This is a genomic window from Acidovorax sp. Leaf78 (assembly GCF_001422735.1).
Taxonomy (GTDB): domain Bacteria; phylum Pseudomonadota; class Gammaproteobacteria; order Burkholderiales; family Burkholderiaceae_C; genus Acidovorax.
Window position 1 is genome coordinate 221,466 of the sequence record NZ_LMLZ01000024.1, and the last position, 14,123, is coordinate 235,588.

Sequence of the window (14,123 nt, forward strand, 5' to 3'; positions counted from 1 at the left end):
CTGTTCCCCAGCATTCCCCGGCATCCCCGGCTTGGGGATGCGTGGAGCCGTGGGCAGACCCGCGTTAGCTGATGAAATTGAACAAGGACAGCTTTTGAACCTGCGCGTAGGACTTGAGTGCAGCCTCATAGCCGACCTGCTGGTTCTGGAAGTCCGATATCCCCTGGATCATATCGAGATCCTCCGCCCGTGACCGGTCGCCTTCGAGCTGCACGGACCGCTTGTCCTGGTCGCCCGTGATGCGGTCCGCGCGGTTGAGCAGCTCGCCGGCATAGCCGCGCATGTTGTGCATGCGTTCGAGGCCGATGTCCATGTTGCCCAGTGCCTGCCCCACGGCCTGCGCTGCCGCATTGCTGTCCGGGGCGTTGCGGATGTCGCGGATGGCGGCGTCCATGGCGCTGAACATGCTGGGGCTGGGTGCCAGCGTGATGGTGTCGCCGTTGGCCGGGGTGCCCTTGATGTCGAAGGTCAGCCCCGGGATGCTGGCGACCGTGACGTTCATGGGCTTGTCGGACGGGAAGTCCGGCACCGTCACCGGGGCCGACACGGCGCCCGTGGTGGTGTTGGTGATGGTGTAGGTGGCCGTCGTGGTGCCCGCCGTGGCGCCGGGGCCGACGGCGCTGAAGGCGATCGAGTAGTTGTTGCCGGTCACCAGGCTCGGGTTCACCGGGGTGATGGCCGTGGTGTTCAGAAAGCGGCTGCTCGGAATGGCGCTCACGCCGGCGGTGTACACGCCGTCGCGCTGCGGGTCGAACATGAAGGCGGCCTCGCCGTCCAGCGTGCCGGGAATGGTCACGCCAGAGCTCGCCGCCTGGCCGGGCAGGCCGTTGAAGCCGTAGTCGGGCGAGCTGCTCAGCGGGCCGAGGAAGGGCGCCAGGGCACTGCCCAGCGCGCCCAGCAGCGGGATGCCGTTGGTGTCCTTGCGGTTGGCCACCTCCACCATTTGCTCGCGCAGGCCCTGCAGCTGGTTGGCAATGGTGGCGCGGTCGTTGGGCGTCAGGGCGGCGCTGCCGGCGTTCACCACCAGCTCGCGGAAGTTCTGCACCAGGTCGACCGCGTCGCCCAGTGCGGATTCGGCCTGGGCGATGGCGTTGCGCTGTGTTTCCAGCGCGCGCTGCTCGGTCTGGATGCGCGACAGGCGGTTGATGGCGCGCTCGGCCTGCGCGGCCGACACGGGGTCGTCGCTGGCGCGCACCACGCGTTTGCCGGAGGTGAGGTTCTCCTGCAGGTTGGACAGGTTGGTCTGCCGCGTGCCCAGGTTGCGCAGGGCGTTGTCGTACATGTTGGCGGTGCCAATGCGGTAGATGCTGCTGCTCATGGGAGGCTCCTAGCTCTGTACGGTGCGGTCATCAGCGGCCCATGCCCTGGATCAGCGAGTCGAAGATGTTCTGCGCGATCTGGATCATTTTGGACGATGCCTGGTAGGCCTGCTGGTATTGGATCAGGCGGGCGGCCTCTTCGTCCAGGTTCACGCCCGAGATCGCGGTGCGGTCGCGCTCCAGGTTGGAGGCGATGGTGGTGGACAGCTCGGCCGCGAACAGCGAGCTTTGCGTGCGGGTGCCCACCTGCGCAATGGCGCCGGCGTAGCCGTCCGAAAGAGTGGATTCGTCGAACATCTTCACGTCGCGCAGGCCCATCAGCGCGCTGGCGTTGCCCGAGTTGCGGGTGAAGGTGTCGCCGTACTGCGGGTCCGACGCATTGCCGATGACGACCGTGTCGCCGGTGTTGGGCGTGCCCTGCAGCTTGATCTCCCAACCGTTGATGGTGATGGGTGCACCCGGCGTGTAGGGCTGCGCGGCCGCCACGGTGGTGGGCGGCGCGGTGCCGCGGTCGAGCACGTCGTAGGTGGTCGGCGGGCCGGCAGTAAAGCGCAGCTGGATGCCGCCCAGGATGGGGGGCACGGCAGCCGCGTTGGCGTTGGGCGGCAGCACCAGGCCGGGCGGGTTGGGCAGGCCGGTGGCCTTGAGGCCTGCCAGCTGCATGGTGCCGCCGTTGGACGTGCCCATGGCCGCGTTGACCGGGTTGGCCACGGCCAGGTCGCGCGGCGAATACACCAGCGCCTGGATGTTGCTGGCGGCCGTGCTGAACGGCTTGAACAGCATGCGCTCGCCCGGGTTGCCCGGCGTGGTCAGGTTGAAGTTGAGCCCGTCGATCTGCAGCGTGGCCAGGTTGGCGGCGCTCGTGAACGCAGTGGCCTTGCCATCCGACAGGCGCACTACCTGCCCGGCGGTGCCGGTGGTGAAGCGGATCTCGTAGTCCGATGCAGCGAACTGCGTGGGGCCGGTGAACGCCACCGATCCCACGCCCGCACCGTTGGTGTGGCCGGGCATGCTGGTGGGCAGCGAGAACAGGTCCTTGCCCAGCGCGCCGTCGAGCGTGAGGCCCAGGTTGTGCTGGTCGTTCATCGTCGTGCCGATGGCCATAGCCATGCGGCCCAGCAGGTTGCGGCCTTCCGCCAGATCGGTGTTGTTGAAGCGCAGCAGGCCCGACATCGATCCACCGCCCAGCACGTTCTCGTCCATCTCGATGGAGGGCGAGCCGGGGCGGTTGAAGAACAGCTTGATCTGCCCGCTGCCCGGGAAGGCGGTGGCGTCGTCCACCGAGAGGCTGGTGGCGGTGGTGCCCAGCACCAGCGGCTGGCTGCCCGCCACGAACAGGCCCACGGTGCCGTCGTCGGCGTAGATCTGCGTGGTCTGGATGTACTGGTTGATGTCGCGGATGACCTGGTCGCGCTGGTCGAGCAGGTCGTTGGGCGTCTGGCCGTTGCCCTTGGCGCGGGCGATCTGCTCGTTGATGCTGGCCATCTGCTTGGCCAGGCTGTTCACGGCGGTGACGCTGCTGTTGAGCTGCTCGGTGACGGTGTACTGGATTTCGGTCAGGCGGTCCGCGGCCGAGCGCATGCGCGCAGCCGTTTCGTCCATGCGGGTGAGCACCACGGTGCGGGCGGTGATGTCGGTGGGCGCGCTCACCACGTCGGAGAACGCGTTCATCATGTCGTTGATGGCTGCGCCCAGGCCGGCGGTGCCGCCGCTGAAGACTTCCTGCAGCTGGCGCAGGCGCTCGGCCCGCACGATGTCGGACGCCTGCACCGAGCCGGCCGTAGCCGACTGGCGCGTGAGCAGCTCGCTCTGGTTGCGCAGGATGGTCTGCACGTCCACACCCTGGCCGATGTAGCCGCCGCCGGTGAACTGGCCCTGCACGGTCTGCAGCGCCACGGTCTGGCGCGAGTAGCCGGGCGTGTTGACGTTGGCGATGTTGTGGCCCGCCGTTTGCAGGGCCACCTGGTTGGCCAGCAGCGCGCGGGCGCCGACGTTGAGCAGGCTCATGGCTTACCTCGCGTTGTCATGCTTGGGCACGTTGAGTGCGCAGCGCGCTGTTGATGGCACCGCTGAGCTTCTTGGCGTAGTCGGGGTCGGTCGCGTAGCCGGCCTTTTGCAGCTCGGCGGCGTAGGCCACGGCCGAGCCGGTCTTGGCGGTGGCCTGGGCTTTTTCGTAGCGGGGGTTGTCGTTGATCAGCCGTGCGTAGTCGCGGAAGGAGTCTTCGTACGAGTCGTAGGCGCGGAACTTGGCCGTCACCTTTTGCGGCTTGCCGTTGATGAATTCGGTGGTCGTGATCTCGGCGACCTTGCCCGTCCAGCCCTTGCCGGCCTTGATGCCGAACAGGTTGAACGAGTTGGAGCCGTCCTTGTGGCGGATCTCGCTCTTGCCCCAGCCGGTTTCATGGCCGGCCTGGCCGAGCATGAAGCTGGCCGGAATGCCGCTGTCCTGCGCCACGCGCTCGGCGGTGCCGGACAGATGCTGCACAAAGCCTTCGCGGCCCTTGGGCGCCTGGATGGTGGACTCGGCCGGCGCGCTGCCCGAAGCCGCGGCAGCGCCGGGCAGCGAGCGCTGCAGGCTCAGCGTGGACGGTACGGAGAAGTTGGTGTCGGCCCCGCCCATCTGGCGCGACAGCTGGCGCGCAATGGCCTCGGACAGCCCGCCCTGCATGCCGGCCATGTTCACCGACAGCTGCTGGTCCAGCATGTCCTGGCCCAGGTCGGCCTGGCCGCCCTCCATCAGGCCGGACTTCATCGTCGCGTCGCGCATGCTCTTGATCAGCTCGCGCATGAACAGCGACTCGAACTGCTTGGCCACCTCGCGCGTGGTCTGCGCGTTGTTGGCCGTGCCCGCGTCGTACTTGAGCGAGTTCAGCGAGCGGATGTCCACCGCCAGCGCGTTCGACTTGCTGGTGGTGCTACCGGACGAAGGGAGGGTGAGGGCCATGGTCAAGCCTCTTGCGTTGGGCTACCCACTGGCCGTGAATCGGGCGCGGCGCAGGCCAGTGCACCCGTGGAACTGGCTTTGCCAGGCCACCGGGTGCGTCCCCATCCCGAAGGAGAGGGGGAAGGCGCGAAGCGACTCAGGGGGTGCTTCATGTCAAATCACTTCCAGTTCGGCGTTCAGGGCGCCCGCGGCCTTGATGGCCTGCAGGATGGCCAGCAGGTCGCCGGGCGTGGCGCCCAGCGAGTTGAGCGCCTTGACCACGTCCGCCAACTGGGGCGACGACGGCATCTGGATGATGTTGCCCGGCTCCTGGTTGATGCGGATGTCGCTTTGCTGCGCCACCACGGTCTGCCCTTGCGAGAGCGGATTGGGCTGGCTGATGACCGGGGTGGAGCTGATGGTGATCGACAGGTTGCCGTGTGCGATGGCACACGGGCCCAGCGTGACCGCCTGGTTGAGCACCACCGATCCGGTGCGGGCATTGATGACCACCTTGGCGGCCGGTGTCATGGCTTCGAGCTGCAGCTCTTCCAGGTCGGCGATGAAGCCGACGCGGGCACCCGGGTCGATGGGCGCGCGGACCTGCACGGTGCGGCCGTCGAGCGCCGTGGCCAGGCCGTTGCCCAGCTTGCCGTTGATGGCCTGCGCCACGCGGCGCGCCACCTGGAAGTCGGAGGCATTGAGCCCCAGGTTGATGGTGGCGCCTTCGTTCAGGGGGGTGGGCACGGCCCGCTCGACCTGTGCGCCCTGCGGCACGCGGCCAGCGCTCAGGTGGTTGATCTGGACCTTGCTGCCGCCGGCGGAGGCGCCTGCGCCACCGACCACCACGTTGCCCTGGGCCAGTGCGTAGATCTCGCCATCGGCACCGCGCAGGGGCGTGACGATCAGCGTGCCGCCCTTGAGCGACTTGGCATTGCCCATGGAGGACACGTTGATGTCGATCATCTGCCCGGGCTGCGCAAAGGCCGGAAGCTGCGCCGTGACGATCACGGCCGCCACGTTCTTGAGCTGCAGCTGGTTGGCCGCGCCGGGCGGCAGGCTGATGCCCATCTGCTGCAGGTAGTTCGACATCGCCTGCGTGGTGTAGGGCATCTGCGTGGTCTGGTCGCCGGTGCCGTCCAGGCCCACGATCAGGCCGTAGCCCGTCAACTGGTTGCTGCGCACGCCTTGCACCGCAGCCACTTCCTTGATGCGCAACGCATGGGCGGGCAGCGCCACCCCAGCGGCCACCAGGGCCAGCAGCAGCCAGAGAGCGCGCGAAGTGCGTGGCAGGAAGGAGTGGGACAAGGCTTTCATGGCATCGATTGTGGTCGGCCCCGCCAAGAACTAAAACCCAAAAAGAAGCCGGTTCACCGGCTTATTGCGTGCGTTCCCGGGCGGGTGGGGCGCGGCCAGTGGCGCGCAGAAAACCAGGCAGACGCTGGTGCCGCGCTACGGGGAAAAATATGATTCAAAACAGCATCTACCGCTTGATAGGTAAGCGTTAGCAGCTATAAATTATGTAGCAATGACGGCGAGGGAGCACCACAGCCCCCAGACGTACAAAGTCTCATGCCCCCGGTATTTGGAGTCCCGGCGCATCCCGAGCCCGCCCCCGTAAAAACTGGCGCGCCCCAGGCGAGGGCCGCCGCGCAAGGGCCGCCCCGCCGCGCTGGCGGCGTCCCCCTCCCCGTAGCGCGCAGCGCGTAGAGAGAGGGGGAAGGCGCGCAGCGCCTCAGGGGGTGAAACTCTAGAACGGCGTGACGGTATTGAAGATCCGGTTCATCCACCCCATGGCCTGGGCTTCGTTCTGCGCCCCGCGGCCGCGCGATTCGACGCGCACGTTGGCCACCTGGGTGGAATTCACGATGCTGCCGGGCTGCAGGGCGCGCGGATCGATGGTGCCCGAGAAGCGCAGCACGTCCACGTTCTGGTTCACGCCGATCTGCTTTTCACCCGTCACGACCAGGTGGCCGTTGGGCAGCACGTCCACCACGGTGGCGGTGATCGAGCCGGTGAAGGTGTTGGCGCTTTCGGTGCCGCCCTTGCCGGAGAAGGTGTTTTCCGAGCCCGCGCCCAGCGTGGTGACGTCGCTGAGCGACTTCTTCACGAAGGGCAGGTTGGTGATGCCGGCCTTGGCGTTGGAGGTGCGGTCCACGGTGGATGTGGACTTCTGGCTGGCCGTCACGTTCTCCACGATCATGATCGTCACGTTGTCGCCCACCAGGCGTGCACGGCGGTCTTCGAACGCAGGCCGGTAGCTGGCGTTGTGGAACAGGCTGCCGGTCACCGGTGGCGGTGTGCGCTGCACTGCGGCGATGGGCGGCGGCGTGGTGGGCAAAATGTCCACGGGCGGGGGCGGCGACATGGTGGCGCAGCCGGTGAGCACCAGCGCGCCGAGGGCTGCAGGCAGGGCGAGAAAGCGGTTGAACTGCAGCATGGCAAAGGCTCCTGTCGTCATCGTCATCGTCACAGCTGTGCGAGCTTGGCCAGCATCTGGTCGGAGGTCTGGATGGCCTTGGAATTCATTTCGTAGGCGCGCTGGGTCTGGATCATGGTGACCAGCTCTTCCACCACGTTCACGTTGGAAGCTTCCAGAAAACCCTGCTTCAGGATGCCCAGGCCGTTGGTGCCGGGCGTGCCCTGCTGGGGCTGGCCGGACGCGGCGGATTCCTTGAACAGGTTCTGGCCGATGGGCTCCAGGCCCGCCGGGTTGATGAACGCGGCCATCGCCAGGTTGCCCAGGGGCTGGGGCTGGGTGTTGCCCTGCACTGTGGCAGACACCACGCCGTCGGCGCTGATGGTCACGCTGGTGGCGTTGGCGGGCACGGTGATTCCGTTGGCCACGGGCAGGCCGCTGGAGGTGACCATGCGGCCTTGCGCATCGACCTGGAACGAGCCGTCGCGGGTGTAGCCCAGCGTGCCGTCGGGCATGGTCACTTCAAAGAAGCCGTTGCCGTTGATGGCCACATCCAGGTTGTTCTTCGACTCCTGCAGGCTGCCCTGCACGAAGTTGCGGCTGGTGGCCACGGTGCGCACACCCAGGCCCAGGTGCAGGCCGGTGGGCAGCTGGTTCTGCTCGGTGGTGGCAGCGCCCACCTGGCGCAGGTTCTGATAGATCAGATCTTCGAACACCGCGTTGTTGCGCTTGTAGCCGGTGGTGGAGACGTTGGCCAGGTTGTGCGAGACGACGTCGAGCTGGGTCTGCTGGGCAGACATGCCGGTCTTGGCGATCCAGAGGGAGTTGATCATGGTGCTTCCTTATGGCGTGTCAGCGTGCGATCCGCTTCAGCCGTTCATGCTCAGCAACTGGCTGGCGGTCTTGTCATTGGTCTCGGCGGTCTGCAGCAGGCGCATCTGCTGCTCGAACTGGCGCGATGCGGCAATCATTCCGACCATGCTTTCCACCGGGTTCACGTTGGAGCCTTCCACTGCGCCGGACAGCATGCGGGCGTTGGCATCGTTGGGCATGGGGTCGCCCGACGTGGTGCGAAACAGGCCATCGTCGCTGCGCTTGAGCGGGTCTTCCTGTGCGGGCGTGGCGAGCTTGAGGCGGCCGATGTTCTGCGCGGCCTGGCCCGGGATCTTGGCGGTGATGGTGCCGTCGCCGCCCAGCGAAACCTCGGCACCCGGCGGCACGTCGATGGGTGCGCCGCCGTCGGACAGCACGGGCAGGCCCGTAGGGGTCATCAGCTGGCCGGCGGCCGACACTTCAAAGGTGCCCGCACGGGTATAGGCCTCCGTGCCGTCCAGGCCCTGCACGGCAAACCATGCATTGCCGGCGGCCATGGCGTCGAGATTGCGGCCGGTGCGCTGCACCGGGCCGGGCGTGTTCACGTAGCCCGAGGTGGCTTCGAGCGCGAAGACGCGGGTCTTGGAGCCATCGCCCTGCATGGGCACCGAGCGGAAGGTCGACATCTCCGCGCGAAAGCCCTGGGTGGACGCGTTGGCCAAGTTGTTGGACAGCACGGCCTGCCGGTGGGCGGCCGCGTTGGCGCCTGTCATCGAGGTGTAGATGATGCGGTCCATAAGTGCTTTCCGAAGTCCAGTGCAGGGTCAGTGGCGTGTGATCAGGTCGATCAGGTCGATCAGCGCAAATTCACCAGGGTGGACATCACCTGGTCTTGCGTCTTGATCGTCTGCGCGTTGGCCTGGTAGGCGCGCTGCGCGGTCATCATGTTCACGAGTTCGGCGGTCAGGTCGACGTTGGAGTCTTCCAGCGCGCCCGAGCGCAGCGAGCCGAAGTTGCCATCGGTGGCGGTGCCCACCACCGGCTGGCCGGATTCGAACGTGGCCACCCAGTTGTTGCCGCCCACCGAGGCCAGGCCCTGCGTGTTGCGAAAGCTCGACAGGGCGACCTGGCCTTCGGCACGGGTCACGCCGTTCGAGTAACGGGTCATGATCATCCCGTTGTTCTCGATGTTGATGCCGGTCAGCTCGCCGGAGGTGTAGCCGTCCTGGCTCAGGGTGGACACCGAGAACTTCTGGCCGAACTGCGTCACCTTGTCCAGCGCCACATCCACCGTGTAGGGCGTCAGGTTGTTGGGGTTCGGGGGCGTCGGGTTGACGGTCAGCGGCAGCGAAAAGCCGGTGGCAGGCGGCGTGGCGGCCGGGCCGACTATGGCGCCGTTGTTGTCGAAGGTGATCTGGCCGATGGCCGTGGCCACCACGGGCGGCGTGGCGGTGGGGTCGTCCAGCGCGTCGTACACGTCCCAGGTGTTGGCGGTGGCGGTCTTCTGGAAGTACAGGTTGACCGGCTTGGCAACGCCCTGACTGTCGTACACGTTGATCGAGGTGCCGTAGGTGGCGCGCGGCGTGGCGGGCACGGGCGGCGTGGCCGTGGGGTTGCCTGCTGCGTCGGTGGCGCGTGCGTCCAGGTTGAACGCTGCCGTGATCTTGGTGGTCTGCTTGGCAGGGATGGGTTCGGTCGTCGGGAACACCATCGGGATCGGGTCGGTGCCCGACCGCAGGCCCGTGGCCGGGTCCACCGGAAAGCCCATCACCTTGGCGTTGTCGTTGGTGATCATGTTGCCTTCCTTGTCCAGCTTGAAGTTGCCGGAGCGGGTGTAGGCAGGCGTGCCATCGGGCATGGTCAGCGAGAAGAAGCCGTTGCCGTTGATGGCCACATCGAGGCTGTTGCCGGTGATGGTGAGGTTGCCCTGCGTGAACTGCTGCGACACCGCAGCGACTTCCACACCGATGCCGGCGTTGGTACCGCCAGCCGAGCCGATGGCCGAGGCCACCATCTCAGCGAACTCGGCCCGCGAGGCCTTGAAGCCCACGGTGTTGGAGTTGGCGATGTTGTGCCCGATGACATCGAGATTTTTGCTGGCGGCATTCAAGCCCGACAGGCCTTGCTGAAAACTCATGGTGTTCTCCTATGGACGCGAAGAAAAGGGGGGGCGGGCCGGCGTTACACCAGGGCCTTGATCTGGCTGTAGCTGATGGTCTTGCCGTTGGACAGGGTCAGCTGGAGCTGGCCGTCCTCGGCGCCCGCGGCGGTGACCTTGGACAGGGCCAGCGGCGTGCTCGACAGCTTGGCCGAGCCGTTGACGGCGCTGACGCGGAACTGCAGCGCATCGGTGGCGCCGGTGTATTTGCTGGCATCCCACTCGAAGGTGTGGCGGCCTGCGCCCTTGGCGCCCAGGTCGATCGTGTCCACCACCTGGCCACCGGCGGTGGTGACCTCGATCTTCACGTTCGTGGCCGCCGACGGCAGCTCGAAACCGCCCTTGCCGACCTTGTCGGCCACCGCGATGGAGGCGCCTTCGGTCAGCACGTTGCGCCCGATCAGCGTGGTGCCCTGCATGACCTGCAGCGAGTTGAACTGCTCGGACATGCTCTGCATGGTCTGGTTGAGCTGCTGGATGCCGGTGACCGTGTTGATCTGCGCGATCTGCGAGGTCATCTGGGCGTTGTCCAGCGGGTTCATCGGGTCCTGGTTGTTCAGCTGCGCGACGAGCAGCTTCAAGAACCGGTCCTGCGCGGCTGCGGGGTCCGTGGCGGCGTTGGCCTTGGTGCCGCCGGTGGCGTCGGTGACGGTGGGCGCGCTGGTGGTGGAGTTGAGGATCATGGTGAGGTCCTTGAGTTACTGGCCCATCTGCAGGGTCTTGAGGAGCAGCGACTTGGCCGTGTTCATGACCTCGACGTTGTTTTGGTAAGAGCGCGAGGCGGAGATCATGTTGACCATCTCCTCCACCGCGTTGACGTTGGAATGCGTGACGTAGCCCTGCTCGTCGGCGGACGGGTGGCTGGGGTCGTGCACCTTGCGGCCTGGCGTGTTGCTTTCGTTGATGCCCGTCACGCGCACGCCGGCAGAGCTTTCCGCGCCCATGGGCTCGGTCTGGAACATCACCTGGCGTGCCTTGTAGGCCTTGCCATCGGGGCCGGCCACGGCATCGACGTTGGCCAGGTTGCTGGCCACCACGTTGAGCCGCTGCGACTGCGCACTGATGGCGCTGCCCGACACATTGAAGATGGAGAACATGGACATGGGGTGACTCGCTTTCTGCGCTCGATGCGGGGGCGTTTTGCTTATTGGCCCTGGATGGCGCTGAGCATGGTTTTGGCGTTGCCGTTGATGAACCGCAGCGTGGCTTCGTAGCGCACGGCGTTGTCGACGAAATTGGCGCGTTCGCGGTCCAGGTCGACCGTGTTGTTGTCCAGGGCGGGCTGGGTCTGCACCGAATAGCCCAGCGAGCCCTTGGCGCCCAGCTCGCCGCTCATGCGGCTGGTGGGCAGGGGCATGTGGCGCGCGTCGGTGGTGCCGGCCGTACCCACGGAACCCGCGGTCAGCTTGGTGGTGAAGCCCGAGCCGGTGCCCGTGCTGCTCTCGCCCGTGGCCTCTTTCAGCGCTTCGCTGAACTTGAAGTCGCGCGCCACGTAGCCGGGGGTGTCCGAGTTCGCAATGTTGCTGGCGATGGCACGCTGGCGCTCGGAACGCAGGATCAGTGCGTTGCCGTGGAAGTCCAGCCGGTTGGTCATCTTGTCGAGCATGTTTGCCTCGTGCCCTGGAGTGCAAAGACGCCGGTCCAGGGGGTTTTCCGGCGTGGCTCGATTGTGGAGAGCGTGGCTTTTTTCTAAAGCGCGAAGAACGCGGAAATGGGCGCGCAGTTTCGGGTTTTGCCCGGGCCGGGCCTGCCTATAGTTCCAGTCGTGAAATAGTCTTTGCCGCCCTGTGCGGGAAGACCCGCGACGACTCGACGACGTGCGACGACTTGCGAACCCGCCCCGCGATGCCCCAGGAGGCCCCATGCCATCGATCTCGTTCCCTCGTTCCTTCTCCGCTCCCCGTGCCGCCACCCGCCGTGCCCTGACGGCCGCGCTGCTGCTGGGCGCGGCGCTGTGCACCATGGGCTCCGCGCGCGCCCAGGCCGCTGCGGACCCTGCGGCGGACCTGGGGCCGCTGACCCAGCGCTGGCTGGACGATGCCCTCACGCGCAACCAGTCTTCGGGCTTGCCGCTGCGCATGGAAGTGAGCGTGGGCTCTCTGGATTCGCGCCTGCGGCTGGCGCCCTGTGCGCGGGTCGAGCCTTACTTGCCGGTGGGTTCGCGGCTGTGGGGCCGCACCCGCCTGGGGCTGCGCTGCGTAGAGGGGCAGACCGCCTGGAACGTGTACCTTCCGGTCACGGTCAAGGCGTTCGGCCCTGCCTGGGTGCTGACCAGCGCCGTCGCACCGGGGGCCGTCCTGACCGCCGCCGACGCCACCGAGTCGGAGGTCGACTGGGCAGCAGAATCTGCCGCCGTCATGGCCAACCCGGAAATGTGGGTAGGACAGATTGCGGCGCGCCAACTGGTGCCCGGACAGGCGCTGCGCCAGAGCATGGTGCGCGCGCCCAACCTCTTCCGTGCCGGGGCCCAGGTCAAGGTGGTGGCGCAGGGGCCGGGCTACGCGGTCACCTCCGCTGGGCAGGCGATGTCTTCAGGTGCTGCAGGCCAGATTGTCCGCATCCGAATGGACAATGGCCGCATCGTTAGCGGCACTGTGAGCGAAAACGGGACAATCGACGTCACTCTTTGATGACCGGACTGCGATAAATCGCTAAAGTCCCCGTCAAATGGGTCGAAACCATTGCTACTGTGCCCCACATCGAAGGGGTGGTGGAGAGAGCGATGAAGATTGGTCAAAAACCGGAACTCCCGGGCGGGTTGCCGCAGGCAGCGCTTGCCAAGCAAGCCAAGAGCCCTGCCACGGCTGCTGAAGGAGCCACGAAAGACGCGCTGAAGGCGTCAGCCGCCGGTGTGCCTGTCACGGTGTCGACCGCGGCCCGCGCCCTGGACCAGACGGCCCGCACCACGGGCGACTTCGACGCCGGCAAGGTCAAAGCCGTGCGCGCGGCGATCGACAAAGGCACCTTCTCGGTGAACGCCGAAGCCATTGCCGACAAGATGCTCACCAACGCCCAGGAAATCCTGTCCCGCTCACGCGGCTGACCTGACTTGTTATCGGACAGACCGCGCGTTTCTCGAGTCCTGAACTTTCCTTGGCAGACCAGCACGGTTCATCGCACAATGCGCCATGTCGCTGGAAGAATCCCTCTCGGCTGTTGAACAGCTGATCGAAAAAGTCTCCGCCGCGCTGCTTGCGGCCGATCCCCAAATCCTGGAAAAGAACAGCATCGCCCTGCGCGATGCTGCGGCGCAGTTCACCTATGCGCTGGAGCAGACGGCGCAGCGCGGGCTCCCCGTGCCCGCACAGCTGCAACAGCGGGTGGATGCCATCCGCGACGCGCTGGCCAACCACCGCGAAGGCCTGGCCCGCTTGTCCGCCAACGCCGACCGCCAGGTCGCCAGCCTCATCCCTCAGTCCGGCACCCCCGCCACCTACGGCGATGGCCGCGGCACCCAGCCCGGCAAGCCCGGCGTGGCCCGCATCTACAAGTCGGCGGGTTGAGTCGCAACTCAAAAAAGATAGCTGCTGACGCTTGCCTCGCCTGGGTTGGAATGGATAAACCGGCTCGATCTGCCGTCAGCCAAGCGCAAGCAGCTATCCTATCGATAGCAGAAGCGATGGCGAAAGCGGGTCAGTACGTCGGGAGTTAGCCTTGAGCAATGCCCGTCGAAACGGTCGCAGCCCCATACCAGTGCCACCGTGGATCTGGCTCCGCCAGTCCAGGGGTGGCGTCCCCCTCAGGGGGAAGCGGCGCAGCCGCTCAGGGGGAGCGCTAGTGCGCCCGCATTTTCGCCCGCAAGCGGGCGATGGACTGGCTGTGCAGCTGGCACACCCGGGATTCCGTGACGCCCAGCACGGCCGCGATCTCCTTGAGATTCATGTCGTGCTCGTAGTACATGCCCATGATGTGCTGCTCGCGCTCGGGCAGGCTCTTGATGGCGTTGACCAGGGACACCTTGAGCCGCTGGTCGCGCAGCATCTCCATCGGGTCGGCGTCACCGTCCGCGACGTGGCGGTCGAGGAAACCGTCGTCGTCCTCGTTGTGGGTCATGTCCTCCAGATACACCAGCTGGGTGCCGCGCACCTTACCCAGCAAGCTCTGATAGTCGGACAGCTCCATGCCCATTTCGTCGGCGATCTCGGATTCGAGCGGGCTGCGGCCGAGCTTTTGCTCCAGGCGGTGCACGGCGTGCTCGATGTCTTTCTGGCTCTTGCGCGAGCTGCGGCTCATCCAGTCGCCCTCGCGCAGCTCGTCGAGCATGGCGCCACGGATGCGCTGGGTGGCAAAGGTCTCGAACTGCACACCCTGCGCCACTTCATAGCGCGACAGCGCCTCCGCCAGGCCCATCATGCCGACCTGGATCAAGTCGTCCAGCTCCACATTGGGGGGCAGCTTGGCGATCATGTGGTGCGCGATCCTGCGAACCAGCGGAACATGCTGGCGGATCATCGCGTCACGATCGAGCTGGCCTTTGGCGGTGTACATCAG

General features: G+C 66.5%; 15 protein-coding genes. 3 read left to right on the forward strand and 12 right to left on the reverse strand.

From position 1 onward, the window contains the following. Positions 1–64: 64 nt before the first annotated feature. The 11 genes from flgL to flgB all read right to left on the reverse strand — a co-directional run bounded on the left by flgL (position 65) and on the right by flgB (position 11,238). The gene (flgL, locus tag ASF16_RS23155; protein ID WP_056172828.1) at positions 65–1,318 is read right to left on the reverse strand and encodes a flagellar hook-associated protein FlgL; all 1,254 of its coding nucleotides are present in this window, start codon (positions 1,316–1,318) and stop codon (positions 65–67) included. A gap of 31 nt (positions 1,319–1,349) precedes the next feature. Beyond that, entirely contained in the window at positions 1,350–3,326 is a 1,977-nt protein-coding gene (gene flgK / locus ASF16_RS23160) for a flagellar hook-associated protein FlgK (RefSeq protein WP_056172831.1), read from the reverse strand. 16 nt (positions 3,327–3,342) lie between these two features. After that, positions 3,343–4,263, reverse strand: a complete 921-nt coding sequence (flgJ, locus tag ASF16_RS23165) for a flagellar assembly peptidoglycan hydrolase FlgJ (protein ID WP_056173050.1) — start codon at positions 4,261–4,263, stop codon at positions 3,343–3,345. Positions 4,264–4,416: 153 nt separating this feature from the next. Continuing rightward, entirely contained in the window at positions 4,417–5,568 is a 1,152-nt protein-coding gene (locus ASF16_RS23170; RefSeq protein ID WP_369817191.1) for a flagellar basal body P-ring protein FlgI, read from the reverse strand. Between the two features lie 424 nt (positions 5,569–5,992). Further along, complete coding sequence (locus ASF16_RS23175; protein WP_056172847.1) at positions 5,993–6,682, reverse strand: flagellar basal body L-ring protein FlgH; 690 nt, start codon at positions 6,680–6,682, stop codon at positions 5,993–5,995. Positions 6,683–6,711: 29 nt separating this feature from the next. Continuing rightward, positions 6,712–7,494, reverse strand: coding sequence for a flagellar basal-body rod protein FlgG (flgG, locus tag ASF16_RS23180; protein WP_056172850.1), 783 nt, complete (start codon positions 7,492–7,494; stop codon positions 6,712–6,714). Positions 7,495–7,530: 36 nt separating this feature from the next. After that, a complete protein-coding gene (flgF, locus tag ASF16_RS23185; protein WP_056172854.1) occupies positions 7,531–8,271 on the reverse strand; it encodes a flagellar basal-body rod protein FlgF in 741 nt (246 codons plus the stop codon). A 59-nt stretch (positions 8,272–8,330) separates the two neighbouring features. Next, on the reverse strand, positions 8,331–9,611 hold the full coding sequence (gene flgE, locus ASF16_RS23190) for a flagellar hook protein FlgE (protein WP_056172859.1): 1,281 nt from the start codon (positions 9,609–9,611) through the stop codon (positions 8,331–8,333). 44 nt (positions 9,612–9,655) lie between these two features. After that, positions 9,656–10,315 carry a flagellar hook assembly protein FlgD gene (locus ASF16_RS23195; RefSeq protein WP_056172862.1) on the reverse strand — a complete coding sequence of 220 codons (660 nt, stop codon included), beginning with the start codon at positions 10,313–10,315 and terminating at the stop codon, positions 9,656–9,658. Positions 10,316–10,330: 15 nt separating this feature from the next. After that, positions 10,331–10,735, reverse strand: coding sequence for a flagellar basal body rod protein FlgC (flgC, locus tag ASF16_RS23200; RefSeq protein WP_056172865.1), 405 nt, complete (start codon positions 10,733–10,735; stop codon positions 10,331–10,333). Positions 10,736–10,776: 41 nt separating this feature from the next. Continuing rightward, a complete protein-coding gene (gene flgB / locus ASF16_RS23205; RefSeq protein WP_056172869.1) occupies positions 10,777–11,238 on the reverse strand; it encodes a flagellar basal body rod protein FlgB in 462 nt (153 codons plus the stop codon). Positions 11,239–11,494: 256 nt separating this feature from the next. On the opposite strand from flgB, the gene flgA reads away from it, so the two are divergent. The 3 genes from flgA (at position 11,495) to ASF16_RS23220 (ending at position 13,135) form a co-directional block, all read left to right on the forward strand. Continuing rightward, positions 11,495–12,262, forward strand: coding sequence for a flagellar basal body P-ring formation chaperone FlgA (flgA, locus tag ASF16_RS23210; RefSeq protein ID WP_056172872.1), 768 nt, complete (start codon positions 11,495–11,497; stop codon positions 12,260–12,262). A gap of 92 nt (positions 12,263–12,354) precedes the next feature. After that, positions 12,355–12,675: a flagellar biosynthesis anti-sigma factor FlgM gene (gene flgM / locus ASF16_RS23215; RefSeq protein WP_056172875.1), complete on the forward strand. Its 321-nt coding sequence runs from the start codon at positions 12,355–12,357 to the stop codon at positions 12,673–12,675. Between the two features lie 85 nt (positions 12,676–12,760). Continuing rightward, entirely contained in the window at positions 12,761–13,135 is a 375-nt protein-coding gene (locus ASF16_RS23220) for a hypothetical protein (RefSeq protein WP_056172878.1), read from the forward strand. Positions 13,136–13,406: 271 nt separating this feature from the next. Here ASF16_RS23220 and ASF16_RS23225 read toward each other — a convergent pair whose 3' ends face one another. Beyond that, positions 13,407–14,120 carry an RNA polymerase sigma factor FliA gene (locus tag ASF16_RS23225; RefSeq protein WP_056172879.1) on the reverse strand — a complete coding sequence of 238 codons (714 nt, stop codon included), beginning with the start codon at positions 14,118–14,120 and terminating at the stop codon, positions 13,407–13,409. Between the last annotated feature and the right edge of the window lie 3 nt (positions 14,121–14,123).

What these genes read in the sequence shown, in the direction of transcription:
- flgL (WP_056172828.1), bottom strand. Translation starts at nt 1,318, where the DNA reads ATGAGCAGCAGCATCTACCGCATTGGCACCGCCAACATGTACGACAAC.
- flgK (WP_056172831.1), bottom strand. Translation starts at nt 3,326, where the DNA reads ATGAGCCTGCTCAACGTCGGCGCCCGCGCGCTGCTGGCCAACCAGGTG.
- flgJ (WP_056173050.1), bottom strand. Translation starts at nt 4,263, where the DNA reads ATGGCCCTCACCCTCCCTTCGTCCGGTAGCACCACCAGCAAGTCGAAC.
- ASF16_RS23175 (WP_056172847.1), bottom strand. Translation starts at nt 6,682, where the DNA reads ATGCTGCAGTTCAACCGCTTTCTCGCCCTGCCTGCAGCCCTCGGCGCG.
- flgG (WP_056172850.1), bottom strand. Translation starts at nt 7,494, where the DNA reads ATGATCAACTCCCTCTGGATCGCCAAGACCGGCATGTCTGCCCAGCAG.
- flgF (WP_056172854.1), bottom strand. Translation starts at nt 8,271, where the DNA reads ATGGACCGCATCATCTACACCTCGATGACAGGCGCCAACGCGGCCGCC.
- flgE (WP_056172859.1), bottom strand. Translation starts at nt 9,611, where the DNA reads ATGAGTTTTCAGCAAGGCCTGTCGGGCTTGAATGCCGCCAGCAAAAAT.
- ASF16_RS23195 (WP_056172862.1), bottom strand. Translation starts at nt 10,315, where the DNA reads ATGATCCTCAACTCCACCACCAGCGCGCCCACCGTCACCGACGCCACC.
- flgC (WP_056172865.1), bottom strand. Translation starts at nt 10,735, where the DNA reads ATGTCCATGTTCTCCATCTTCAATGTGTCGGGCAGCGCCATCAGTGCG.
- flgB (WP_056172869.1), bottom strand. Translation starts at nt 11,238, where the DNA reads ATGCTCGACAAGATGACCAACCGGCTGGACTTCCACGGCAACGCACTG.
- flgA (WP_056172872.1), top strand. Translation starts at nt 11,495, where the DNA reads ATGCCATCGATCTCGTTCCCTCGTTCCTTCTCCGCTCCCCGTGCCGCC.
- flgM (WP_056172875.1), top strand. Translation starts at nt 12,355, where the DNA reads ATGAAGATTGGTCAAAAACCGGAACTCCCGGGCGGGTTGCCGCAGGCA.
- ASF16_RS23220 (WP_056172878.1), top strand. Translation starts at nt 12,761, where the DNA reads ATGTCGCTGGAAGAATCCCTCTCGGCTGTTGAACAGCTGATCGAAAAA.
- ASF16_RS23225 (WP_056172879.1), bottom strand. Translation starts at nt 14,120, where the DNA reads ATGTACACCGCCAAAGGCCAGCTCGATCGTGACGCGATGATCCGCCAG.